Here is a 24,487-nt window from a genome sequence, read left to right on the forward strand (position 1 = left end):
GCGCTCCCGCTTTCGGATCGGCGCGCATTCCGGGAACGAATGCGGGCGGCTGAAGAACCGGGCGTTTATACCTCATGGGGAGCGGCCCGATCCAACGACGGGAAATATCCGGCGAATCGACCGCCCGTTTCGCCGCAGATGAAGCGAATTCCGTCCTCCTGGGCTCGACTGTCCAGCTTGCGGCGTCTGTTGACATGCCATCAGCCAGCTGATTAGAACTCGGGCTTCCGCAAAGGAGATTCACAGGAAGGGCCGTTCCATCATGACCAGTCGGGATCCCCGGCTGGTGGTTCGGCGTGCCCGCATTCGGTCACGCGCGTCACGCGCGCTAGGGGCGGAAATCGGGGGCGCCGTATGAGAAAGGGAATTGGACGTGAAAGTCCGATACGGGAGAGTGATCTCCTGCCTTGTGGTGTCCGCGGTCGTGAGTACCGCGCTGCCACAATTCGCCTACGCTGCCTCGTCCACGGACGATGACGGTGGCGGAAAGGGGATTGTCGATACCGTCGAAGGCTGGTTCGGCGGCGACGACCATCACCAGCTCGCCAAGCCGCCGTCCCACGACGAGCTGGACGTGGCCGACCGCCAGAAGCTGCCGAGGGGCAAGAACGCCCCGAAGGCCAGGAGGGTCAAGGAGCTGAAGAGCCGGCGCACCTCGACCGCGCGGTTCTGGCAGCTGTCCGACGGCCAGGTGCAGGCGGAACTGTCGGCGATCCCGACGTCGTACCGCTCGGGCTCCGGCAAGAAGGCGACCTGGAAGCCGATCGACACGGCCGTCCACCGGACGGACGCCAAGGGCTTCGACTTCGCCAACACCACCAATGAGGGCCGGAGTTGGTTCGGCTCGGAAGCGGATCACCTGATCCGCTTCCAGTCCCCGGACGGCCGTACGGTCACCCTCGGTCTGGAGGGCACGCATGGCGCGCTGAAGCCGGCCGTGAAGGGCTCGACGGTCACCTACAAGGACGCGGCGCACGGCGCGGACCTGCAGTACGGCGTCGGCCCCGGCCGGGTGAAGGAGAACATCACCCTCGCCGAACGGCCCACCGGTCCCGTGAAGTTCACCTTCACCCTCGACACCGACGGTCTGGTGCCGCGGGCGCGCAAGGACGGCTCGATCGCCCTGTACGGCGCGCTGCCGAACACCCCGGTGATGGTGATCCCGGCGCCGTTCATGACGGACGCGAAGAAGGCGGACAAGTCCGTCTTCGGCAAGACCTACAGCACGGCCGTACGGCAGAAGCTGACCCGGGACGGCAAGCACTGGAAGCTGACCGTCGCGCCCGACGCGAAGTGGCTGGCGTCCAAGCACCGTCAGTACCCGGTGGTGATCGACCCCACGATCACGATCACGCCGTCGCCGTCGGACTCGCAGGACACGATGGTCCTGTCGGACCAGCCGACGTCGAACTTCAACACCTCCTGGAAGCTGGCGGTGGGCCGTACGGCCACCGGCACGGCCCGCTCCCTGATCAAGTTCCCGCTGAGCGAGATCCCCTCGGGCACGAAGATCGACTCGGCGCGCCTGGAGATGTACTTCGACAACGCGCACGACGGCGGCGGCACGAAGGTGCCGGTGGAGGTGCACCGGGCGACCGGCACCTGGGACGAGACGTCGGCGACCTGGAACGGCACCAGCTCGTACGTCGGTGAGCTGTCCGGCACCAGCTACACGGTGGACGACGGCGACCCGGGGACCACGGCGGCCACCGGCTCCTGGCCGGCGACGACGTCCTCGCTCGCGCAGTACGGCATCGGCGGCGACTACCACTACAACAAGGACACGGTCGCCGGCGACACCTACACCTGGCAGCCGAACATCAAGGACGCGGGCACCTACCAGGTCGACGCGCACTACGTCGCCGCCACCGACCGCGCCACCAACGCCCCGTACACGGTGACGTCCAAGGCCGGCTCCACCACCTACACGGTGAACCAGCAGTCCGGCACCAACGGTGTCTGGGCCCCGCTGGCGAGCGGTGCGCAGATCGACTTCGCGGCGGGTACGGCCGGCAAGGTCGTCCTGGGCGACGGCCCGGCCTCCGCGACCACGTCGGTGATCGCGGACGCGGTCCGTTTCACCAACCCGGCGATGATCAACAAGGACATCGGCGAGTACAGCCAGTGGCACAAGTTCCCGGTGACGGACACCGTGCAGCAGTGGCTGGACGGCACCTCGACCAACAACGGGTTCATCCTCAAGGCCGCCGACGAGTCGACAGCCGGCCCGATCGGCGGTCCGCGCTACGAGGCCGGTGACGGCGACTACGGCGGTGAGACCTCCACGATCCCGCGGCTGACGGTGACGTACGGCAAGGTCGGCACCACGCTGAACTCGCCCACCGTGGTCCACGGCACCGGCCCGGAGCTGTCCTGGAAGGCGTACGCGAACACCACCGGTGACCCGAGCAACGACATCGTCGAGTACCAGCTGCACCGCTCCACGCAGCAGGCGTTCACCCCGTCCGCGGCCACGCTCGTGGCGCCGATCGACAAGTCGGCGACGGCGTACACCGACACCACCGCGACCCCGACGCCGGACTCCTCCTCGGTGGAGATCGGAAGGTCGTACTACTACCAGCTCGCGGTGAAGACGAAGGGCGGCCAGGTCCTCGGCTCGCCCACCCGCATCGTCGGCGTGCCCAAGGCGGGCCGCACGATGAGCCTGATCCAGGGCACCACGGCCGGCGTCACGGACACCACCCTGTCCTCCGCGACCCCGACCACCAACCTGGACACCATCGGCCGGGACGGAGTGGGCCAGAAGTGGCTGAGCGTGGGCAACAACACGCCCACGAACTCCACCGAGAAGACCCGCGCGGTCATGAAGTTCCCGACCAGCGCGATCCCGACGACGGCCACGGTGCTGGAGTCCCGCCTGTTCATGTGGGGCGCGGAGACCACCACCAAGACCAACGGTGCGATCTACGAACTCCACGGTCTGAACAAGGACTTCAACGAGACCCAGGCCACCTGGAACAGCGCCGCTACCGGCACGGCGTGGACGACGGCGGGCGGTGACTACTCGGGCACCGTCTCCGACACGGTGGCTTCGGTCTCCGACGTCGGCCGCCACTGGTGGGACGCGACCTCTCTCACTCAGGGCTGGACCCGCACCGCGTCCTCCAACCACGGCGCCCTGATCAAGCTGAAGGACGAGACCTCCACGGGCCCGCAGGAGCAGACGATGTTCCTGGCCTCGGAGGCAGCCGATCCGCAGATCGGCCCGCTGCTGCGCGTCATCTACGTCGACTCCACGACGGACGACACGTACTACGCGCCGCAGACTCCGGCCCGTATGACCCCGAACTCGACGTACACGGTGGACTTCACGGTCACCAACACCACGTCGAGCGCGTGGGCGAGCGGTGAGCGGGTCCTGTCGTACACCTGGCAGCTCCCCGACGGCACGGACGCGACGACGGGCGGCAACCAGCTGTCCACCGCGATCCCGCCGCTGTCCCCGGGCCAGTCGACGACGATCCAGGCGCAGGTCAAGACGCCGATCAACTCGGACTCGGGCAGCAAGCGCACCAAGTACGTACTCGGCTGGGACGTCAAGAAGGTCTCCGACGGCAGCTGGCTGTCGGCGGGCACGGGTGGCATCCCCACGTTGAAGCAGAACGTGGCGGTCGAGGACCCGACGTCGAACGCGCTCGGTCTGGAGAAGTTCTACTCCTACACGGGTAAGAACACGGGCGCCGGCTCGACGGTCATGAACAACCTCGCCTCCGGCAACACCGTGTGGTCGTACAACGCGTTCAGCAACCCGGGGCGTGGCCTGACGACCTTCGCGCGGTTCGCGTACAACTCGCTGGACACCGACAACACGACCGGTGGCGCGGGCGCGGGCTGGTCGGCACAGCTGGGCGGGCCGATCCGGCTCGGCGCGCAGCTGGACTTCCACCCGAACCCGGTTCAGAACGCCTCGGAGATCCGTCTGCCGGACGGTGACGGCACCACGCACGTCTTCACCAAGCAGCCGGACGGGTCGTGGAAGGCCCCTGCGGGTGTCCATTACCGCATCACGATGAAGGCGGGTCTGGACTGCACCCCGGACAAGGACCCCGTGCCCGACGCGTGGACCCTTCTCCGGCCGGACGGGACGCGGTTCCTCTTCGGCTGTGACGGTTATCTGACGTCGGTGGTCGACAAGAACGGCAACACGCAGACGTACACCTACGAGCAGCACAAGACCCAGGGCAAGGCGGCGAAGTTCCTCGCCTACGTCACCGACCCGGCGGGCCGGCAGTCCCTGACGCTCGACTACTACAAGAAGGGTGACGCGTCCTACAGCTACATCGACGGTACGGGCGCCAAGGTCACGGGCACGAGCCTGACCGACCCGGACATCTACGACCACGTGAAGTCCATCACGGACATCTCGGGCCGCAAGGTCTCCTTCTTCTACACGGTCGAGGGCCTGCTCGGTCAGTTCACCGACGGTGACGGCTCCAGCCAGCCGAAGAATTTCAAGTTCACCTACGACGCCACCCAGGGCAACAAGAACGTCAAGCTGGTGACGGCCACGGACCCGCGCGGCCACGACACCAAGCTGGCGTACTACGCGCCCCAGACCGGCGACGACCCGAAGTACCACTGGTGGACGAAGACGATCACGGACCGTCTGAACGGGGCGACGGGCTTCGCATACGCGGCGGACACCGCGAACACGAAGTTCACCGACAGCACGGTGACGGATGCCGAGACGCACGCCACGAAGTACGTGACGGACGACTTCGGCCGCCCGGTCCAGACGACCAACGCCAAGTCCCAGACCGCGAAGATGAGCTGGGACGCCGACAACAACGTCACGTACCTGGAGGAGGACAACGGCGCCAAGACCGCGTACTGCTACGACCAGAAGACGGGCTACCCGCTCTGGCAGCGCGACGCGGAGAACAACAAGGCGGGCGTGCCGGACCAGACGACCACCTGTGTCTCGGACACCTCCAAGTGGCCGGCGAACGCGGCGAAGTTCGAGTACCAGACGCGTGCGGACGGCTTCTCTGCGGACCTGTTCCGCAAGACGTCGCCGGAGGGGCGTGCCTGGCAGTTCGGGTACGACTCGTTCGGCAACGTGAAGACGGTCACGGACCCGAAGGGTGTCGCGACGCCGACGGCCGGGGACTACACCACGTCGTACGAGTACGACGCCTACGGCGAACTGACCAAGGCAACCGACGCCAACGGCCACGCCACCACGTACAGCGGCTTCGGACCCACCGGTTACCCGGCGACGATCACGGACGCGAAGTCCAACTCGACGACGTACGAGTACGACGCCCGCGGCCAGGTCACCCAGGTCACCGACGCCAACAGCAAGGTGACCACGCAGACGTACGACACGTTCGGGCGGCCGCTGATCAACACGGTGCCGAAGGAATCCGGTGTCGTGATCACCACCCCGGCGCCGGTGTACGACGAGAACGACAACGTCACCAGGTCGACGGCACCCAACGGCGCGGTCTCGACAGCGGTGTACGACAACGCGGACCAGGTCACCTCGGCGACCGCCCCGGCGAACAACCAGACCGCCCCGCGCACCACGTCGTACACGTACGACAAGGCCGGCAACCTGAAGACGACGACCGAGCCCAAGGGCACGGCGACGACGACGGATGCGACCGACTACGTCACGACGAACTACTACGACGAGATCTATCAGCTCACCTCCGTGATCAACGCGAAGGGCGACAAGCTCTCGTACGAGTACGACAACGTCGGCAACGTCACCAAGGTCATCGACCCGAAGAAGAACGCGACGGCCGACACGACCGACTACACGACCAAGACCGACTACGACCTGGACCACCGGGTCACGGTTGTCACGGACGCAGCAGGCAAGACCACCAAGGAGGGCTACGACAAGGACGGCCTGGTCACCTCGGCCACGGACGCCGAGAACAACACCACGCTCATCACCTACGACGAGCGCGGCAAGCAGACCGAGGTCAAAGTCCCGCACGAGGGCACCACGACACGGTCGACGAAGTACGAGTACGACCAGGTCGGCAACACCACCAAGGTGCTCACGCCGCGGGCGACGGCGGCCGGTTCCACCGACGCCTTCACGGTCCGCACGTCGTACGACGAGCTGAGCCGCCCGGCCAAGCAGTACCAGCCCTACGACCCGGCGGACTCCCGCTACAACAACCCGAACGTCTACACGGAGACGACGTACGACAAGGTGGGCCAGGTGGCGAAGACCTCGCTGCCGCCGTCGGACGGCGAGACGGTCCGCAACGACACCACCTACAGCTACTTCGACAACGGCTGGGCGAGGTCGTCCACGGACCCGTGGGACATCACCACGACCTACGACTACAGCGAGCTGGGTCAGCAGACCAAGCGGACCCTGACCTCGGCGGGCGGCTCCTCGGACCGCACGATGTCGTGGTCGTACTACCCCGACGGCTCGCTGAAGTCCCGGTCGGACGACGGTGTCCCGGCGGGCAAGTCGGTCGTCCTGGTCGACAACTCCGACACCCAGAACACGTCGAAGACCGGCACCTGGACGAAGGGAGACGTCACCGGTCAGCAGGGCTACAACCACGAGACCCACGCGGCCGGCACCGGCACGGACGCCTACACGTGGACGCTCAACATCCCCAAGGACGGCACGTACGCCGCGTACGTGAAGTTCCCGAAGGTGACGGGCGCCGCGACGACGGCGAAGTACACGGTGACGTACGACGGCGGGACGACTGACAAGACGATCGACCAGAACGCCACCGCCAACCAGGGCACCTGGGTCTCGCTGGGCTCCTTCGCCTTCAAGCAGGGCAACGCGGCGAAGCTGCAGCTGTTCCAGAACAGCGGCGGAGTCGTGGTGGCGGACGCCGTCAAGCTCGTCCGGGACACCACCGGCGACCCGGCGGACACGGAGAAGGACAACTTCGCCTACTCCTACGACCTCAACGGCAACCTGACCCAGGTCGACGACACCTCGTCGACCGCGAAGATCGACAACTACGGGATCACCTACACGGGCCTCAACCAGGTCCAGAAGGTCACCGAGTCGCTGGCCGGCACAGAGAAGAAGTCCACGTCGTACACGTACGACGCGAACGGCCTGTCGGACACGATCACGCACCCCGACCAGTTCTCCAAGTACACCTACGACCTGCGTGACCTGGTGAAGACGGTCTCGGTCGGCAAGTCCGCCACGGACGCCTCGCCGAAGGTGACCTCGTACACGTACACCGACCGCGGCCAGAAGCTGAAGGAGACCAAGGCCAACGGCAACACGGTCGACTACACGTACTACCTGGACGCCGCGCTCAAGTCGACGACGGAGAAGAAGCCCAACGGCACCCTCGTCTCCTCGCACACCTACGCCTTCGACCCCAACGGCAACAAGTCGCAGGACGTGGCGAAGAAGATGAACGCCGACAACCACGCGGCGTACCTCGACTCCACCACGGACTACACCTACGACCCTGCCGACCGGCTGAAGCAGACGGTGAAGACCGGTAACGGTGCGGGCACCGAGACGTACGTCCACGACAACAACGCCAACGTCATCAGCCAGACGGCCAAGGGCACCACGACCACGTTCGAGTACGACCGCAACCGTCTGCTGAGCGCCGCGGTCGGTAGTGCCACCGCCAAGTACAACTACGACCCGTTCGGCCGCCAGGAGTCCGTTACCTCAGGCGGAAAGATCATCTCGCGAAGCGTGTACGACGGCTTCGACCACGTCGTGGAGTCCCAGAAGATGGACGACACGGGCGCGATGAAGTCGACCACCTACACCTTCGACCCGCTGGATCGCACCGCCTCGGAGACGGCGGCAGGCAAGACGACGGACTACGAGTACCTGGGTCTGTCGAACGAGGTCCTGGACGAGAAGGTCGCCGGCACGCTGACCAAGTCGTACCAGTACAGCCCGTGGGGCGAGCGCCTGTCGCAGGTCAAGCACAACAGCGACGGCACGACCGAGGACGGCTACTACGGCTACAACAGCCACTCCGACGTCGAGACCCTCACGGACAAGAACGGCGACACCAAGGCCACTTACGGGTACACCGCCTACGGCAACACCGACGACTCGGAATTCACCGGGATCGACAAGCCGGACCCCGCCGACCCGACCAAGGAGGCGTACAACCCCTACCGCTACAACGCAAAGCGGTGGGACGCCCAGTCCGGCACGTACGACATGGGCTTCCGGAACTATGACCCGGGGCTGAACCGCTTCACCACCCGGGACATGTACAGCGGTGCCCTGGCCGACATGAACCTCGGCGCGGACCCGTTCACCGGTAACCGGTACGCCTTCGCCGGAGGCAATCCGGCCACCAACATCGAGCTCGACGGTCACAGTTGGTGCGACTGGTGCTCGGACGCCGCGGACTGGGTCTCCGACAACTCCGACACCCTGTCCAACATCGGCGGCGACCTGCTCGAGACCGGTCTCGGTGTGGCGGGCATGTTCGGCGGCGCCGACATGATGTTGGGCGGCGCTGCCATGTGCATTGCCGGCGGTATCGAGACCCTCGGCGGGGCGTGTGTGGCGGGCGGCGCATTGGCCGTATCCGGCTTCGCGACTGCGGCCGGTGGGGCCACGATGGCTGTCGACGGAGCGACCGGCCTCGGCAAGGACCTGGGCAATCTGCGCAGCTCCGACAGCGGATCGGCCGGTGGCGGCTCGTCCAAGGCGGCCGAGCCGGAGTCCATCGACATCGAGGGCCTGAACAACCCCTGGGGACAGGCGGAGAGAGACACGATCGAGTCCGAACTCGGAGGGAACCTCCCGGATCGCTTCCCCTATATCGACGTATGGGACGCGGAGAGCGGAACAGCAGCCAGTGTGAAGACCATCGACTGGCGCCGCGACACGTACAAGTTCTCCAACTCGGCCATCGCGTCGACGGGGAAGAAGTACGTCCAGGACATGGTGAACTTCTCGAAGAACGGTGCCTCTGGGGGCGGGGTGTCGGTCACCCCTGACATGGTGAAGACCAACCAGCTGAAGATCGCCTTCCCCGCCGGGGCCTCGGACTCGCAGCTGGCCGCCTTCCAGAAGATCGTCTCCTACGGTGAGCAATATGGAATCAACGTCAACCTGTACGCAGTGGGAGGGTGAGTCCTGTGGACGATGAGGTCCAGTCCGCACTCGTCCTGCACGAGCAGTCTCTCGGCGCAACCGGAGTTGCGGAGCGGTTCGTCCCGCTCGGCCAGGGCAAGGTCCTGCTGCCCCTGACCGAGGAGATCTGGGACTGTATCGGCGCAGAGCTCGCGGACAATCCGGACGACGCGGGGGAGCTGGACTATTTCATGTCCGTGGTCCTGCGATGTGCCGGATGCGAGGAGCTCCGCGGAAACGTCGTCTTCATCGAGGCGCAGCCGGGAAGGGAGTCTTCCATCGTCACTACGGATGCAGTCGTTTCGACTTCGTCCGTGTGGGAGGAAGGCCAGGCCGACGGCTTGATGGAGGCAGTCGACAGACCGATCAACGCGGCGCTCCGTGCCGTGGGGGTCGAGCGGGGTCGGTGGCCCGATGAATGCGCCGCAATCGGCCTTGCGATTCCCTTCTCCAGGTAGAACGCAAGAGTGAAGCGGTAAACAATTGGCTCGCCGCTCAGACAAGCAGTCTGGGTGGCGAGCCATTCGGCAGCTACAGCCTGCCGGCGCAGATGAAGTGTCCTGGAGTTGGCCGTGGGACCAGCCGGAGGCAGCGATTGCCGTGAAATCGACAATGGATGCCAAAAAGCAATTAGGGCAATCCTGCCCGAAGGGTCCAGCATGTCCGTGTGGTACCCTGGCGCAACGGAGCCGACAATTATACCGGGAGCGGCGGCCGCACCGTAGTTCTAATCCGGCCGGTTGTCATACGGTAGCGATAGCGATAGCGGCAGAGCGAGCTTACCGATGTGAGTGCGACAACCGGCCGAATCTTCGACTCAACGGGAAATGCATTCGGCAAGACGGAAGCGCGGAAACTACCCACATCCTCAGCGTGCGTAGTCGCCGCGCGCTTGACCAGGCCCCCTCATGTGCACCTGCGACAACCTTGGGCGATTTGGCTGCTGGTTAACCAAATTCGGGATTAAGGTAATCCAGTCCAAAGGCTCCATCGTATGCCAATGATTATGGCTGGAATGATCGCGTCGTGATTCTCAATGCAGTGATCCATAATCGCTATCACTATGCCGAGACCTGGCCGGAAAAAGCAGCACTAATTGTGGAGGTAATGAAAAACCTTCGCTTTGAGCGACGTGATCAACAGTGGGTTCGGCCGGGTGAGATTGCGTCCTTCATGTTCGCTGATGGGCGTCACTCGGAATCTGTGCGTGACTGGTGGCCTGACAATACCCTTCAGGTTGCGGTCAACTCGGAGACTGGTTATGGCGGGCTCGTTTGGTTTGCAACCCAAGAGCGAGTTGCTAGAGATGATATTTCTGAGCATATTTGGGTGTCCGATAATCCCGGCCCGCCGGATTTCGATCCACGCGTAGTATCCGACCCTGGGGTGCCGTACTTCTTTGACCCAAGGAGCACTCTTCCAGTTGGTCAAATTCGCACCGCGCTTGAGGAGTTCTGCCGACTTGGAACTGGTGACCGCCCTGAATGCGTCGAGTGGGTCCATGGAGAGATGAACGGGCAACGCCACGATTGACGACTAAATGGCGAGGCGATCGCCATAGTGGCAATTTGCGTCTTCGGAATCAACCTCGATCTTTCGTGATTGGCCGTCAGCTTTGGCTGGAGGCCAATTGGGCTTCATGGAGCGTGCTCGAGTGGGTTGATGACCATGGGAACCAGCGCATTCGTCGACAGTGTCTGGCGCGGAATCAAGGGGGAGTTCAGGTGGGAATGACTGAATACGGATCCCAGGGGAACATCGTGAACAGTTTCTCGTGTACTGCGGTCAACTCCAGGACTGGCATCGGCTCGACGTGCTAAAAGGGGCATAGTGGTGGCAACGCTTTCAGAGATCCAAGCCCTGTTGGGTGAACCACGGTTCAACTGGTCGGATCCGGTGCCCTGGATCGAAATGGAGCAGGAGTTCGGTATCGATTTCCCTGCGGACTTCCGTGAGATCGTGAACGCCTACGGTTCGATTCAGATCAACGGGCAGTTGTATCTGGAGCACCCCGCCAGCCATCTTCTGCACAGTCTGCGAGAGACCATCAGGGAGGATCTTGAATTCTGGCGCGAGGAGGACATGGCAGAGTTCCTGCCCAGTCCGCTAGGGGCGAACCCCGGTGAGTTGATGCCGGTGGCGTCGGCCACGACGGGGGAATGGGTATTCCTTCGCGTTCCTGATGAACCCTCGTCGCCCTGGCGCGTCCTGGTTCAGGAGCTCGACAGTCCGGCCCACATTCTCCACGAGATGACGTTCAACGACTGGTTGCTGGCTTATCTCAGGGGTGAGGACGTGACGGTGTGTTCTCGCAACTTCGCGCCTGACCGCCCGTTCTGGGAATTCCTGCCCTGAAAATGATCACGGTGGTATCTCCTGTCCTGGTGGCAGGGGGTACCACCGTGTGAAGATTTCTCCGTGAAGATGAAACGGGACCGACCATTCAATGGTGGGGCTCCGCTGATCGACGGGTATTTTTTCCCATAAATGATGGGGTAGGTGGCAATGTCCGCCGCCGGTACTACAGGCGGGGTTGGTGGGCGTACCTGAAGGCGCTGCTGGGTCCGGTGGAGCGGAAGAACTCTGGCAGATTGCTGCGTATATGGGCGAGTAGGGCCCGGACAAGATCAAGCACCTGCTCCGCACGACGAGTTGGAGCTGGAGCGGGCTGCGGGACCGGGTACGCGTTTTCGTCATCGAGCACCTGGGGGCGGCGCGTGCTCATGAAAGCTCCTTCGCTGCCTTCTTGATGAGGGATGCGGATTCGCGGGGAGACGCTGCCATGGCGGTGAGTCGCTCAAAGGTCCACTGGTAGCGAGCCAGTTCGCGCTTGTCCTCGAAATAGAGGCTACTCGTCAGATTCTCGACGAGGACCACGTCGGGTTCCGCGCCTTCGCTGAAGCCCAGCACGGTGAATGAGCCGTTGAGCCCGGGATGTGCGCCTGCGCTGTGCGGTAGCACTTGCAGAGTCAGGTGGGGGAGGCGGGAGGCCTCGAGCAAGTGGTGCACGCGGGCGCGCATGGTGTATGGGCCGCCGATGCGCTGGTCAAGTGCTGCTTCGCAGAGGAAGGCACGTAGCTCGATGGGGCGGGGACGGGTGAGAAGCTCTTGCCGGAGGGTGCGAACCTCGACCAGCCGTTCCACCTGGTCAGGGCCTTCGGTCTCCCAAGCTTCCGTGATCACTGTCCGCGCATAGTCCGGTGTCTGCAACAGGCCCGGGAACAGAGCAGTAGGTGAAGGAAACAAGGAGAGGCGCCATGGACAGGCTTGACGAGAGCATCTCCGCCACTCGCTGGGAGGCTGAACGGCGGGATGTGGACTGGGATGACATCGAGGAGCAGTTCGGGACGCAACTTCCGGCGGACTACAAGGAGCTCTGTGAGGCGTTTCGGCACGGCGCTTTCAGTGGGTATCTGGAGTTGCTGCCACCGAATGCCATCGACTCGTACGGTCTGCTGGGGCGCTGGAAGTCGCAGCGGCGGCGCTGGGGGAGCGGTCAACTGAGGTCGCTCTTCGACCCCTATGAGGTGTTCGACAGCTGCGGTAGCGGACTCATCCTCTGGGGGAACTCACTCACGGAGGACCAGTACTACTGGCTCGCCGACGCCGCAACACCACCCGCGCAATGGCCGATTGTGGCCCGAACCGATCCGTTGGAGGACTGGCACCGTTTCGAAATCTCGACCACGGAATTCATCTATCGCGTGCTGACAGATCGCGACTTCCGTCCGTTCTCCGTTGCGGGAAAGGTGGAGCGTCCGTTCTTCGAGGCGTACGAATGATGTAGCAGGCGGCGGAATCTCTGCCGTCGTCCGATGGGTGAGGCTCCGCTCCGGTGCGTCCGGGGCGGAGCCTCACCCTCCGTGCAGGAGGGGTGCACATGGAATGGGTTGATCATCTGGGGGGGGAGAGATCGATGACCGAAGTGCTCGAATGGGAGAGGCTCCAGCGGCCCATGCTGTCCGCGACCGAACTTGATGTATCGGTTGATTGGACGCGTATGAGCGAGTCGTGGGGCAAGGAATTCCCGTGCGGCTACCGGAAGTTCATTGCGGTGTACGGATCCGGGACAATCCAGGACTACCTGGTGATCCAGGAGCGCGAACGACCCGTCGAAGTCCACGTCCTACACCCGTACGCCGACCGGCCGGTTCGCTACGGAGACCAAGGCCAACGGCAACGTCGTGACGTTCGACTACTACCTGAACAGCTCGCTCCAGACGGAGACGGAGCGGACTTTGGGCGGCGCGATGGTGGCCGGGCACGCCCTGCAGTACGACCCCAACGGCAACCAGACGCAGGACGTTTCCACCACACAGAACGCCGACGATCACGGCGCCCATCTGTCGCGGACCAGCACCAGCACGTACACACCGTGTGACCAGACAGCCTCGGTTCGCAACTCCGACGGCACCGGCGCCCAGAACTACGCCTACGACGACAACAGCGACATCACGTCGCAGACCGTGGGCGGAACCACCACCAACAACACCTACGCGCGCAACCGTCTGCTGTACAGCACCACCCCCTCGGGCACGATCAAGTACAACTACGCCCGTTCGGGCGGATGGACACGATGACCGGCGCCGGAACGGTTCTGGAGAAGTACACCTACGACGGTTACGACAGGATCGCCTCCCAGCAGAACAACAACGGCACCGGCCTCGTCAAGACCGACTACACGTACGACGCGTTCGGCCGTACGGTCAGCGAGGTCAGCGGCGCCGGCACCAGCTCGGCGAAATCCACGGTCTTCGACTACCTGTCGATGGGCAGCGCGGTCGTCAGTGAGACCGTGGACGGCATCCTGAAGAAGTCATACCAGTACTCGCCCATGGGTGAGCGGCTCGAGCAGGTCGTCCACAACTCGGACGGAAAGCAAGGACTTCACCTACTACACCTACAACCCGCACTCCGACGTCCAGGCAATCACGGACGGCGCCGATCGTGGCGCCGGCCTCGGCACCGACTTCGGCGCCGGCCCAGGCCCCCCGGGATCAGGGTCCGCCCTCAGGGCCGAGCGAGGCATACACATGAACGAGCACCACAACACCTCCACCCCCCACTCAGGTCTCGACGACGCCGCAGAGAGCGGCGTCTGGTTCGATATCGACCCGGAGCTGGAACCCACCGAGGAAGGTCTGCGTTTCGTCACCACCCTGCGGGAGCGGGCGGCGGCCGGCGCGTGGTCCTGCGACCCGGACGACACGTACGCGACCTTCGCCGTCTTCGAGAACCGCACCGAGCTCCTGGTCACTCTGGACCTGCGGGACCCCGTCTCCGAGTCGGACGCGCACATCTTCACGGTCGGGGCGTTCTTCACCGGCTCGCGTCTCATCGGAGGCGAGTTCCACGACCAGCTGTACACGCTGGAGCGCACCCTGGAAACCGCGATCGAACATTCGGGATCACCCGAGTTCCTCGCGGAACGCGCCGCGGAGTGGTTCACGGCCATGCTGGCCCTCCCCATCCTGCGAAACGACTTCATCGTCGACGGCCGCGTCGTGAACCGCCAGTGGGTCCTGGCCCGAACCGGCAGGCAGCTGGCCTCCGAGTTCCGGGTGGAGCCGGGTGACACCGCCGGTCGTACGGTTCAGGTCCGGGGTGAAGTTTCCGATCGCTGAAGAGCGTCCGGAAACGGGCTTCCCGAAGTTGCGTCGGTTGCTGTCGGTGGCGAGCCCCGGAAGTAGGCGAACACAGCCCCTGTGGATCATGGAGTTGTCCACGCTTCAAGATCCACGAAGGTGCCGTGTGTGCGCGGTGGCGGCGCCTGAGCACTGGCCGGCAGGCCCTGTTCACCCTCGCCCACCTGCGCAACGGCCACACCTGCGCCCAACTCGTCGCCGGGTTGGGCATCGGGACCACAACCGCCTACCGGCACATCAACGAGGCCGTCGCGATCCTGGCCGCCCTCGCCCCCACGCTCGCCGAAGCCCTCCGGTCGGCAACTGCAAAGGCGTCCGTCCTGCTGGACGGAACCCCTGCTGCGCGAGAAGCGCATGCATGGTTTGACGGGCGGGGGCTCGAAACGGAGCCCTCACAGGCGACCGCGCCAGTCCCCGACCCTACTGAATGACGATCGCCCCAGGGCGTCCTGGGGTGCCCGCCGCAGCCAGTGCCCGACCGCCGCACACGAACGCGCTCCGGCCACCCACCATGTAGGTCGCCGCTCTCACCAGCGCGACCAGCGGATACCTGCGACCACGACGACCACGCCGATCGACGCGGACGGAAACCCGACCAAGCTTATGACGGAAAAGTTCCTGGAAGAGGGAATCCGTCAGATGCAAGCTGCGAATGGGAAGGCAGCCGAATGGGTCATGTCGAATGAGAAGGCGGCCACGGCCGCACGCAAGATATTTGAGGAGAACGACCTGGACATCGCCGTCCGGGTGGAGAAGATGACGAACTGTCAGTCCGGCGTACGACTAGTTCGGTTCAGGGGTAATGCATGGGCCGCACCGGGTGCTTTGTCGCCCGGTGCGGCCCATGTCCGCGTTTCGGGGGTACTAGAATTTCGGCATGACTGATCAACTCATGATGCGCGGATTCTGGGGACCGAGGCGCGAAACGGCAGAGGGTCTGGCTGAACGTCTCTCTGCATTCTGCGGACGGTTGGCTGAATTGTTCCCCGGAGGAACAACGCAGTGGCTCGACGCGCAGGAAGTCGGGTTCCCGCTTGCAAGTTCGGTTGCGGCCAGGGCGTTCGTCGAGCAGCGGTTCGCGAAACTGTCCGAGGCCGAAGCCGAGTTGGGAGTGGTGCTGGTGGCGTCTGCGGCGCAGGCGAACGGGGCAAAGTTGACGTTCAATGCGAGTGCTGGCGGGTTCAGCGAGCTGCGGACGCTTAAGAACAATGTTGTCCTCAAAGTCGACCCGCCTCGGGACGCTAAAGTGCGGGACTGTGTCACGATCGCGCGGCAGTGCTTCAGCGTTCTGGTGCAGGAATGGGAGCCCGACTGGGCCGATCTCGCCTCGCACGAGTTGTGGGACGCCGTGCGCGGCACTGTGCAGGTCAAGAATAGGGCGCCGCGCGCAGGATTCCTCACGTACCTGTCTGCCGGTCGGAAGGCGGGCCTACCTGTGGAACTCATGGCGCAGTCCGTGGAAACCTCTGACGGAGGCATCCTCATCGGAGGCACTGCGGAAAACGAATTCATCGCTCCGCCGCAGGTCGCCGACATCGACAACGTACTGCGCCCCACGCCGGCGTTCGAACCCGTCCCCACGGACCGCAGCCGCCTGTGATGAGATTCGGCAGCGGCAGGAAGCGCTCATCGATGAAATTCAACCTGAAGTACCCGCCCATCGCAGAGAACGGGCCCAGGTTCGCGTCCGACATCGTCGTGGCTGCGCGGGACATCTCCGGGGTCGAGCTCGACTACAGGGTGCAGAGCCTCGTGGCGGCCGACGAGTTGATCGACAGTATCCGGGGCGAGGGCGCGCCGATAGAGGCCGTCGGCGGGACGCTCTTCGGTTTCGGTGCGTACCTGGGGCAGGTGATGGTCGGTCATGGGGGAATGCGCTGGGTCGATTTCGACGCCGAAGCGCGCGGGAAGTTCGGTCACGCCTTCGGCGTGGTGGCATCCGACGGCGCCTTGTGGAATCCGTTGGCAAAGGCGTTCGACCGCTTTGCCGGTGCCGACTCACTGCACCACTTCTACCGCGTCGCCTGTGGGTAGCGCCGGTGGTGTCACGCGTCGCCCAGACGTACGAGCGGAACTTTGGCGCGCTGCTGTGCGCGTGACGTGAGCCTTGCGGCGGTTTCGGTGACAGTGGCCGTGCCGGATCATTCCGGCACGGCACGGCCCTGTGCCGATTGCGGGAGCCGTCAGTGTCACACCGATCTACGGGAACGCCAACTCCGGCGTCCCGACCAGCCTCGACTACATGCATACGATCCTCGGGTCCAAGTCGCTGCACTGCACCATCATCAACCAGCCAGCGAAGGGAGGTACGACATGCACGTGACGGCTACCTTCGATCACCTGCGGGAACTGCTGGGCGAGCCGCGCTTTCTGTGGTCCGATCCGCAGCCGTGGTCCAGCCTTGAGCAGGATCTCGGATCGCCGTCGACGACGAGTCGAGGTCGATGCCGAGGGTGGCGGCGTGCTCGACGGCCGGCGTCGGCGACCGGCGAAACTGCACGCGGATAAGGGCTACGACTCGACCACCTGCGCCGATGGCTCTGTCAGCGGGGCATCCGCCACCGCATCGCCCGCAAGGGCATCGAGTCCTCGCAGCGGCTGGGCCGACATCGGTGGGTGGTCGAAAGAACCGTGTCCTGGCTGGCGGGCTGCCGACGCCTGCACCGCCGCTACGAACGCAAAGCTGAACACTTCCTCGCCTTCGTCGGCATAGCCGCAGCCCTCATCGGCTACCGCCGACTGATCCGATGAGCCAGTTGGTCGGGAGCAAGAATCGGCCACACCGTTGGTGTCAGTGTCAGCTCGTAGGGTGCGCTGGTATTCGACGAGGAGGTTCCATGGGCTTTTCCGGTCATCTGGTCTTTGCGCGTAGCGAACGCCCACTGCTGGAAGCACCCCTGTTCGGCAGCACCGATCCAGGGCTGAGGGACGACGTGCATGAGTGGCGGCCGCGACCGGGCGGCTGGCAGACCCTGCAATTGGAACAAGGCATCTGGGAGGACGAGTACCTGTTCGCCTTGGTCGAAGGGACGGGAGCACCAGCTTGCGTCGCCGACGTCTCCGACAGCAGCGTCGCCCTCGTGACCGGCCTGGACACCAGCGGGCACCGCTGGCAGGCATGGCTCAACCTGGACAACGCTGCGGCCCTACTCGTAGAGGAGCCCGAGGACGTGGACGACGTGAGCCTGTGGGTGACCACCCCGGAGTTCGAAGAGACCATCAGACGTAAGCGCGCAGAGCTCGATGCGGAAGTGCCAGCCGACGCCGAAGGCGCTCTCGTGTGGGCTTCAGCGGCTGGTGTCCAGGCGGCGGTGCAGCAGTCTCGGATCGAGGAACTGCTGCGCGCACGGGAGACCTTCGTGGAGGAGCTGTTCGACGCGCTGCTGGATGAACTGGGCTTTCCTGAAGCCGCCCAGTCATCACCGCAGCCATAAGAAACGACGTCTTATGCATTCACGTTCCTCATCCCGTTCCAGGGCGGAGACATCACGGTGAGCCAGGAGGTACGGGCGGACAACCGTGGCGTGTTCACCGGGAGCGTGGCCCTGCCGTCCGACGCGAAGTAGCACAGTGCCGTGGCCGGTCAGCACGCCCGGCTGGAGCCCTATCGCCCCGGAGACCTGCGAAAGACGGAAAGGTCGCACGTCGCCTGTGCATTTACTCCTTCTGTCTGAATGGTGCACGGAAGGGCGTGGAGCGAGCCTCCTGATGAGTGCGGAGGGAATGTGCGTGATGAGTGGCAGCGGCAGCGGCAGCGCCAGCGAGATCGTCGATGTCGCTGCGGCGAAGGGTGGGATGCCGGGCGCGGGGCCGTGCTCGGGCCGAGATATGGGAGAAGCGATGGGATATTGGGGATCGACGGCGTTGGAATCCTCAGCGCCAAACAGGCCCAAGGCCCGGGAACCAACAGGGCGTACGGGATCAGGGTCATTCTGAACCCAGATGGCAGCCTGAGAACTGCTCACCCGATTCCCTAGGAATCCGTTCGCCTGACATGCCGGTCGCCCGCCCCGTGCCTGCGCGGTGCGGGCGACCGGACGCGCAGGCCCTCGGCATCGTCGGATTCACGTCTTGGAGCATCATGTTCGACATCACGTTTGTTCCGGACTCCATCCGGGAGCCCACCGAGAAGCAGCTCGCCAAGTTGGTGCGGGCCAGTGAGATGGACCTGCGTTACGAGTACTTCGAAACGAAGCTTTCCATCACCACGGACGAATTCGGAAACCAGTCGATCCCCGGGTCCCCGGCCCTCGACTTCGTCTTCTGTCTCATTCTGGCGGCCCGTGACATTCGGCAGGGGAACCCTGGGCGCATCAGCTTCACGGAGAACGATCTGCTGATCCATTTCACCCCCGATGGCGAAACGGTCACCGTGACGAGGTCATGGGACCCCGCGACCGGGCACTGCACGGTCGCGGAATTCTTCGCCGTCGCCTACAGGTTCTCCAGCGAGGTCCTGGAACTCATTGTGCGTCGCTATCCGGCCTTCCAGGAAAACCCGGCCCATGGCAAGCTGGTCGGCATGGTGGAAGAGCTGAGGGCGTCGTAGACGTACCGGCGGACACCGGGGGTCCAGAACAGCACGGATCGGCAGACGACATGCTGAGGGTCGAAGCGCTGGAGGCGGTGCTCCCGTCGATGACACAGTGGCGTCTGGCCGCGCTCCGCCTGCTCGCCGCCCGGCTCCCGGCCCGCTGCCTCCCGGGTCCCACAGTGACGTTCGTGGGTCACGCCCTGCGCCGCTGGCTGACCCTCTTCTTCGTGTCGGCGCTCGCGGTCCGGTACGCGGTCACCTTCGGCACGACACCGGAACTGGCCGCCGGGGCAGGCCTCTTGGTTGCGGCGACCGCGATCGGTTTCGCGCTGCGGGATGTGTCGGACTCGATGCTGGGGGAGCGCGACGGCCGACGTCTCCTCGCGCTGCTGGGGCAGCTCGGCTGCGCGGTGGTGGCGGGGCTGGCGGCGGCGTGCGCCGCCGCCCACTGGGCCACTGGCCTCTATTACGAGGCTACTTTGCTTCAGGCGATGGGTGCATTCCTTGTCACGGCGGTCGCGGTCTGCGGGCTTGCCGATATGAGGGCCGGCCGCCGTCGGCCCAGCCCGGCCGGGCCGCACCAGCGGCCGGAGTGAGCCTTTCCAACTTCGCGCTGAAGCTTATGAGGTGTACTGAAGTGATCGATCGACTGGTGGAGGTCACCCATTGGGAGCCGCGTCAGGCAGCCATGTCCTGGGCTGAGACCGAGGGGTGTCTCGGTCTGTCGCTGCCCGAGGATTACAAGCGCCTTGCCGCAGTCTTCGGCACGGGGCTCTTCTCCGACTTCCTCCAGATCCTTTCCGTCGCTCCTGGGGGAGCCTTCGATCTCGCCACCACCTGGCGGAGTTTCAGCGCTGAGGATCCGGCCGAGGGGGACGACCCGCTGCACGCGCCGTATCGGATCTACCGTCCCGGTCGGGAGGGGCTCATCCCGTGGGGCTTCAGCCAGACCGAGGGCGAGTATCACTGGCTGGCCGACGGGAAGCCGGCGGACGAATGGTCCATCGTGACGCGGGGACGGGGGTACCGGGCGTGGCATCGGTTGGACATGTCCACACCCGAGTTCATTTACCGGGTTGTGGCGGACCCGGAGTTCGAGCCCTTCTCCATCGCCGCTCTGATGCCAGAGCCGTTTTTCGCGCCGGCTCCGGAGGTCGCGTTCTGAGATGTCGGGGCATCGCCGGTCGGTGACGGAATGGGTTTCGCGCGTCCTTCAGGCCGTCTCGCAGGAGATCCTCCGCGTTCCTGTTGGGGACTGAAGGGCCGAGCCCCGGCCTATGCCCCGGTGTAGAGGCGCTGCAGGTCGACGAGGACGACTTCGCCGCGAGTGGCCGCGGCGTGCAGGGCCGGGGTGAAGCCGACGCCGCTGTAGCAGGCGGGGCGGGTGTGGCTGGTGTCGATGCCGCGGGCGGCCAGGAGGCCGAGGATGTGGCGGAGGCGGTCGAGGTCGCGTACGTCCATGACCTTCTGCCACTTGGCCTCGCCGATCGACAACAGGATGCCCTGGTCCTGGCCGACCGCGCCGCGCACGACGACGTCGACTTCGTGGGAGGTGCGGGCGGCGGGGTCGGGGACGGTTCCGGTGGTGACGTCGATCGGTAGCCCTCCGAAGGTCTCCGGATCCGCATGCCAGGAGACCCACTCCCGGCACAGCCGCTCGAAGTGCGGGCCGACCACTTTGCTGAGGAACGTGTGCCGTCCGCGTTCCCAGACTTTGGCCGCACCGCCGGGGCGAGCGAGAAAGGCGGCCTGGGGACGTACGACCGCGTGGTGGAAGGCGATCAGCGGTTCGGCGATGCGGTAGGCGGTGCGATTCCGCCGGAATGCGTCGGGTTCGACGGTGAGCAGTCCGCATTTCCGTAGAACGGTGAGTGGGTGGGAGATGTCTGTGGCCTTGCGGCCTACCGCGCTTGCGATGCCTCCGCTGGTGTTGTTGCCATCGGTGACGGCGGCCAGGACCGAGTGGTAGAGGGAGCGGTCGCGCAGGTCCGGTTCGGAGGCGAGGAGGAAGTCGGCCTCGCTGTGGATCGGGCGCATCGGGTTGAGCACGGTGCGGCGGATCCAGTCGTCGAAGTCATCGAAACCGGCGGGCGTGTCGTCGCCGACGAATTCGCGCCGGTAGGCCGGGGTTCCGCCCACGACCGCGTGAACGAGAGCGGCAAGCCGCGGATCGTCGATGCCCCAGAACTCTGCGGCCTGGCGGGAGTCGAGCGAGTGCACCACCAAGTTGAGCGATGCCCTGCCGTAGAGCGGGGAAGTACCGGAGAGGAGTCCGCCCATGAAGGACATGGCGCTACCGCAGAGCAGGATGCGTGGATGCCGGCTGTGGTGGGCGGCATCACGGCGGACGCCGATGGCCCGCTGCAGCAGTGACGGAAGGGCAGGAGACGACCGGGCGAGGTAGGGGAATTCATCGAGGACGATAGTCGTCGGCCGTTCGGCGGCCAGGTTGAACAGCAGCTCCAGTGCGTCGTCCCAGTGCTTGAGGCCGTATGGGGCCGGGGCCCCGGTGTGATCGGCGACGGCCGCGCCGAGCAGGCGCAGTGATTCCGCCTCGGAGGCCTCGGCCGCCGCGAAATAGAAGCCGCCGGTGGCCTCTGCGAGCGACTGGAGAAGGAAGGTCTTGCCCTGGCGCCGTCGCCCCGACACAACGGCGAGTCGCGGTCCGGCACCCTCCGCGGTCGCGAAGGCCGTCAGCTCGCTCCACTCCCAGTCGCGGGCGAACATGTCCGAGGGTTTGGGCAGGTTGCGGTGTCGGGGACGCGCCATGGAACTCGCCTGTCTTCCAGGTTCTTAGAATCACACTTCTAGGAAGTATGCTTCTAAGAACGAGGGAGACGCCCATCGGACACGCCCACCACGGATGCAACGCCTGGAACGCGTGCGACATCAGTGTCAACGCGTCGGCCGACCTCGGAGACCTCGTGGTGGCATCGACCTTCTTGGTGGCGGGGCATCGACCTTCTTGGTGGCGGCGTCGAGCTCACCGATGTCGGCAAGTTTGAGCAGCCGCCCAGCCGCCCAGCCGCCCGCAGTGCTTCCGAGAGGTCGGTCGTCCTCAGAGCGGGTTGCGCGTACGAGTTTCGACAAGGCGACCAGTCCGCCTCGGGGCGGCCGGTGTGGCGTCGAGTCGGCTTGTGGTCACGTTTGTCTTGAATGTGCGTACGCTCGCGACCGCCTTGCGGGCTCCTGTATAACCGGGCCTCTTCATACGGCAAAGGGAGCCTGCAATGAGAGCCTGCTTCGGACGTGTGGCATGGGTCGGCGTTCCGCTTTGTGTTGCGCTGGTCGGCTGTTCGGGAACTGGGACTGGAGGGTCGGCCAAAGCGTCGAGCGATTCGGGGGATTCCGCGGTCATGGCGACTCCCTATGCGAAGAAGGAGCCGCTGCCCGCCGCGCCCAAGACGCCCGAGGAATTCCTCGCGCGCGCCCGGGAGGCGATGGACGCCGGGGGTGGGTGGACCTTCGCCGTGAAGGGGAAGGAAGGGCTCGTGCTGCAGGGGCAGGGGAGTGCCGCTTCCTATACGTCCACGGTGCGGCGGACCCAGGATCCTGAAGCCCTTCACTCGACGGGGACCATCGTCAGCAAGGGGGCCGGCAAGCCCGAAGAGGTCTTTGTGGTTCGGGGAGTTGGCTATGTGAAGGAGGGAGGGGTGGGCGCCGGGTGGAAGAAGGGGCCCGTCTCCGATCCGGACATCGCCAACAAGGTGGAGGACCCTGTGGACGCCCTTGAGGCGTTCGGCGGATATGCCAAGGGCGCAGGGGGCGTTCAGCTCGTCAAAGCTGATGGCGAGGTGCGGCTTCAAGCGCATGTGGCCGCAAGGCCGTTGGCCGACGTCAAGGACCGTCCCGTTGTCGAGAAGGCGGTACGGGAACTGGAACCGACCCTCGCGCAACTCCGGAAGTCCGGGGTCACGGCCGGCGAGAGTCAGATCCTCCTGGACCATGTCGACGAGGTACTGGTCCTCGATGCCAAGACCTTCCGGATCACCTCACACCGCTTCGAGTGCGGCTTCCTGATCCCTTACCAGGGGCGGACCATCACCTACAGCCAGGATGTCCGGGAGGAGAACCGAGGGGTGTTCGACGGGGACATCCGCCTTCCGGCGGGCGTGAGGTGACGGTGGGCGCGTCCGCTTCCATGCCTGACATGGATGAACAGGAAGAACTCCTCGCTGCCGTCCACCGCCTGGCCTGGCGTGGGGCGGGCGATCTGCAGTGTGATGAGGCAGGACACCCGGCAGGGCACGCATGTCTGGCACCTGCGGACGGGAAGAAGCTCGGCTCCCGCGGCGGCCGTCCCCCGAAGTTCGACCCGGAAGACTACAAGGCCCGGCACGCCGTCGAGTGCGGCATCAACCGGCTGAAGCGGCACCGGGCCGTCGCCACGCGATACGACAAACTTGCTGTCCGCTACGAAGCGACATTGCTGATCGCCGCCATCAACGAATGGCTGTGACCGGCACGCGACCACGTCTCATGCCCACACCGCCCTGACCACGGCGTGGCCTGCTGTAGCCGCCCGCCCGTAGAACCCTTGGAGGCGCCTGTGATAGTCGAGGAACTCCTGCCTGACCTGCGCCTCGTCCCAGCCGGACCAGACGAGCTTGGCACTGGCGACGTTCCACAGCTCGTCGAAAGAGACACTCGCGAGGAAGCCTGCGGCCTGTGACACTTCAAGCGTTTCCAGAATACCCAGGGGCGGGTTGGAGGGGTCGGCATCGGCGCTGTGTGCCACGGGGCGCCCGCCGTAAATCGGCAACGTCCAGAGCTTGCCGGCATCCGCATCGAGGCCATCGGCAGCGGCGTAGAGGTCATTGACGGCATCCCAGACCTTGTCGATCGAGACGGCGATGCCCGCTGCGTACTCGGCGGGTTGGTTCTCCCAAGCCTCCCACATGAACGCCGCAAGCCAGGTGTGGTCGTCCCGGATCTCGGATTCCGCGACGGCGCGCATGTGCATGTGGATGCTCACAGCTACGAGTCCTCGAGTTCGGCGGCCCGCCTGTCGGGCCGAACGGACAGAACTTACTCGGCCGATCTACGACTGGTGCTGCATCATCTGGTCCTTGGTCGACTTCCGAGATCCCGTCGGGCCCATGTGGTGCAACCACCAGGGCGAGTGTTGGCCCCAAGGCATCAACCTGGCCCAGTGGCTGACCGAAACCATGGCCAGTCCACTGACCGTCGACTACCTTCTCGACACCCAGCCCGCGC

At 65.1% G+C, this 24,487-nt stretch carries 18 protein-coding genes and 3 pseudogenes; 18 read left to right on the forward strand and 3 right to left on the reverse strand.

What is annotated here, in order from left to right; genetic code table 11:
• The first annotated feature begins 424 nt into the window (after positions 1–424).
• The 5 genes from AB0D27_RS06340 to AB0D27_RS06360 all read left to right on the forward strand — a co-directional run bounded on the left by AB0D27_RS06340 (position 425) and on the right by AB0D27_RS06360 (position 11,446).
• Complete coding sequence (locus AB0D27_RS06340; protein ID WP_362502789.1) at positions 425–9,091, forward strand: DNRLRE domain-containing protein; 8,667 nt, start codon at positions 425–427, stop codon at positions 9,089–9,091.
• A 5-nt stretch (positions 9,092–9,096) separates the two neighbouring features.
• A complete protein-coding gene (locus AB0D27_RS06345; protein ID WP_362502791.1) occupies positions 9,097–9,549 on the forward strand; it encodes a hypothetical protein in 453 nt (150 codons plus the stop codon).
• Positions 9,550–9,663: 114 nt separating this feature from the next.
• Entirely contained in the window at positions 9,664–9,816 is a 153-nt protein-coding gene (locus AB0D27_RS06350; protein ID WP_362502794.1) for a DddA-like double-stranded DNA deaminase toxin, read from the forward strand.
• Between the two features lie 301 nt (positions 9,817–10,117).
• The gene (locus AB0D27_RS06355) at positions 10,118–10,624 is read left to right on the forward strand and encodes an Imm1 family immunity protein (RefSeq protein WP_362502797.1); all 507 of its coding nucleotides are present in this window, start codon (positions 10,118–10,120) and stop codon (positions 10,622–10,624) included.
• Positions 10,625–10,924: 300 nt separating this feature from the next.
• Positions 10,925–11,446, forward strand: a complete 522-nt coding sequence (locus AB0D27_RS06360) for an SMI1/KNR4 family protein (RefSeq protein WP_362502799.1) — start codon at positions 10,925–10,927, stop codon at positions 11,444–11,446.
• A 366-nt stretch (positions 11,447–11,812) separates the two neighbouring features.
• Here AB0D27_RS06360 and AB0D27_RS06365 read toward each other — a convergent pair whose 3' ends face one another.
• Entirely contained in the window at positions 11,813–12,337 is a 525-nt protein-coding gene (locus tag AB0D27_RS06365; RefSeq protein ID WP_362502802.1) for a DUF5753 domain-containing protein, read from the reverse strand.
• Positions 12,338–12,348: 11 nt separating this feature from the next.
• Between AB0D27_RS06365 and AB0D27_RS06370 the strand changes: the two genes are divergently transcribed.
• The 11 genes and pseudogenes from AB0D27_RS06370 to AB0D27_RS06420 all read left to right on the forward strand — a co-directional run bounded on the left by AB0D27_RS06370 (position 12,349) and on the right by AB0D27_RS06420 (position 20,435).
• Complete coding sequence (locus tag AB0D27_RS06370) at positions 12,349–12,873, forward strand: SMI1/KNR4 family protein (RefSeq protein WP_362502805.1); 525 nt, start codon at positions 12,349–12,351, stop codon at positions 12,871–12,873.
• 402 nt (positions 12,874–13,275) lie between these two features.
• Positions 13,276–13,671 (forward strand): hypothetical protein, encoded by a 396-nt coding sequence (locus tag AB0D27_RS06375; RefSeq protein ID WP_362502808.1) that lies wholly within the window; start codon positions 13,276–13,278, stop codon positions 13,669–13,671.
• 453 nt (positions 13,672–14,124) lie between these two features.
• Complete coding sequence (locus AB0D27_RS06380; RefSeq protein WP_362502810.1) at positions 14,125–14,715, forward strand: hypothetical protein; 591 nt, start codon at positions 14,125–14,127, stop codon at positions 14,713–14,715.
• Positions 14,716–14,849: 134 nt separating this feature from the next.
• A pseudogene (locus AB0D27_RS06385) lies at positions 14,850–15,071 on the forward strand (transposase family protein); the annotation flags it as partial.
• A 542-nt stretch (positions 15,072–15,613) separates the two neighbouring features.
• The gene (locus tag AB0D27_RS06390; RefSeq protein WP_362502813.1) at positions 15,614–16,336 is read left to right on the forward strand and encodes a hypothetical protein; all 723 of its coding nucleotides are present in this window, start codon (positions 15,614–15,616) and stop codon (positions 16,334–16,336) included.
• Between the two features lie 32 nt (positions 16,337–16,368).
• A complete protein-coding gene (locus AB0D27_RS06395) occupies positions 16,369–16,770 on the forward strand; it encodes a hypothetical protein (RefSeq protein ID WP_362502816.1) in 402 nt (133 codons plus the stop codon).
• 442 nt (positions 16,771–17,212) lie between these two features.
• A pseudogene (locus AB0D27_RS06400) lies at positions 17,213–17,487 on the forward strand (transposase); the annotation flags it as partial.
• A gap of 86 nt (positions 17,488–17,573) precedes the next feature.
• Positions 17,574–18,170, forward strand: coding sequence for a hypothetical protein (locus AB0D27_RS06405; RefSeq protein WP_362502818.1), 597 nt, complete (start codon positions 17,574–17,576; stop codon positions 18,168–18,170).
• Between the two features lie 647 nt (positions 18,171–18,817).
• Positions 18,818–19,285, forward strand: a complete 468-nt coding sequence (locus AB0D27_RS06410) for a hypothetical protein (RefSeq protein ID WP_362502821.1) — start codon at positions 18,818–18,820, stop codon at positions 19,283–19,285.
• A 50-nt stretch (positions 19,286–19,335) separates the two neighbouring features.
• Positions 19,336–19,866 carry a hypothetical protein gene (locus AB0D27_RS06415; RefSeq protein WP_362502824.1) on the forward strand — a complete coding sequence of 177 codons (531 nt, stop codon included), beginning with the start codon at positions 19,336–19,338 and terminating at the stop codon, positions 19,864–19,866.
• A gap of 41 nt (positions 19,867–19,907) precedes the next feature.
• Positions 19,908–20,435 carry a hypothetical protein gene (locus tag AB0D27_RS06420; protein WP_362502827.1) on the forward strand — a complete coding sequence of 176 codons (528 nt, stop codon included), beginning with the start codon at positions 19,908–19,910 and terminating at the stop codon, positions 20,433–20,435.
• A 110-nt stretch (positions 20,436–20,545) separates the two neighbouring features.
• Here the strand turns inward: AB0D27_RS06420 and AB0D27_RS06425 are convergent, their stop codons facing one another.
• A complete protein-coding gene (locus tag AB0D27_RS06425) occupies positions 20,546–22,039 on the reverse strand; it encodes an ATP-binding protein (RefSeq protein WP_362502830.1) in 1,494 nt (497 codons plus the stop codon).
• 587 nt (positions 22,040–22,626) lie between these two features.
• On the opposite strand from AB0D27_RS06425, the gene AB0D27_RS06430 reads away from it, so the two are divergent.
• Together AB0D27_RS06430 and AB0D27_RS06435 are read left to right on the forward strand one after the other, a co-directional pair.
• A complete protein-coding gene (locus tag AB0D27_RS06430) occupies positions 22,627–23,391 on the forward strand; it encodes a hypothetical protein (RefSeq protein WP_362502833.1) in 765 nt (254 codons plus the stop codon).
• Positions 23,392–23,594: 203 nt separating this feature from the next.
• Positions 23,595–23,729 (forward strand): annotated as a pseudogene (locus AB0D27_RS06435) (IS5/IS1182 family transposase); the annotation flags it as partial.
• A gap of 18 nt (positions 23,730–23,747) precedes the next feature.
• On the opposite strand, the gene AB0D27_RS06440 reads toward AB0D27_RS06435, so the two are convergent.
• Complete coding sequence (locus AB0D27_RS06440) at positions 23,748–24,245, reverse strand: DUF1877 family protein (RefSeq protein WP_362502836.1); 498 nt, start codon at positions 24,243–24,245, stop codon at positions 23,748–23,750.
• Positions 24,246–24,487: the final 242 nt, after the last annotated feature.

The organism is Streptomyces sp. NPDC048415, from assembly GCF_040651675.1.
Lineage (GTDB): Bacteria > Actinomycetota > Actinomycetes > Streptomycetales > Streptomycetaceae > Streptomyces.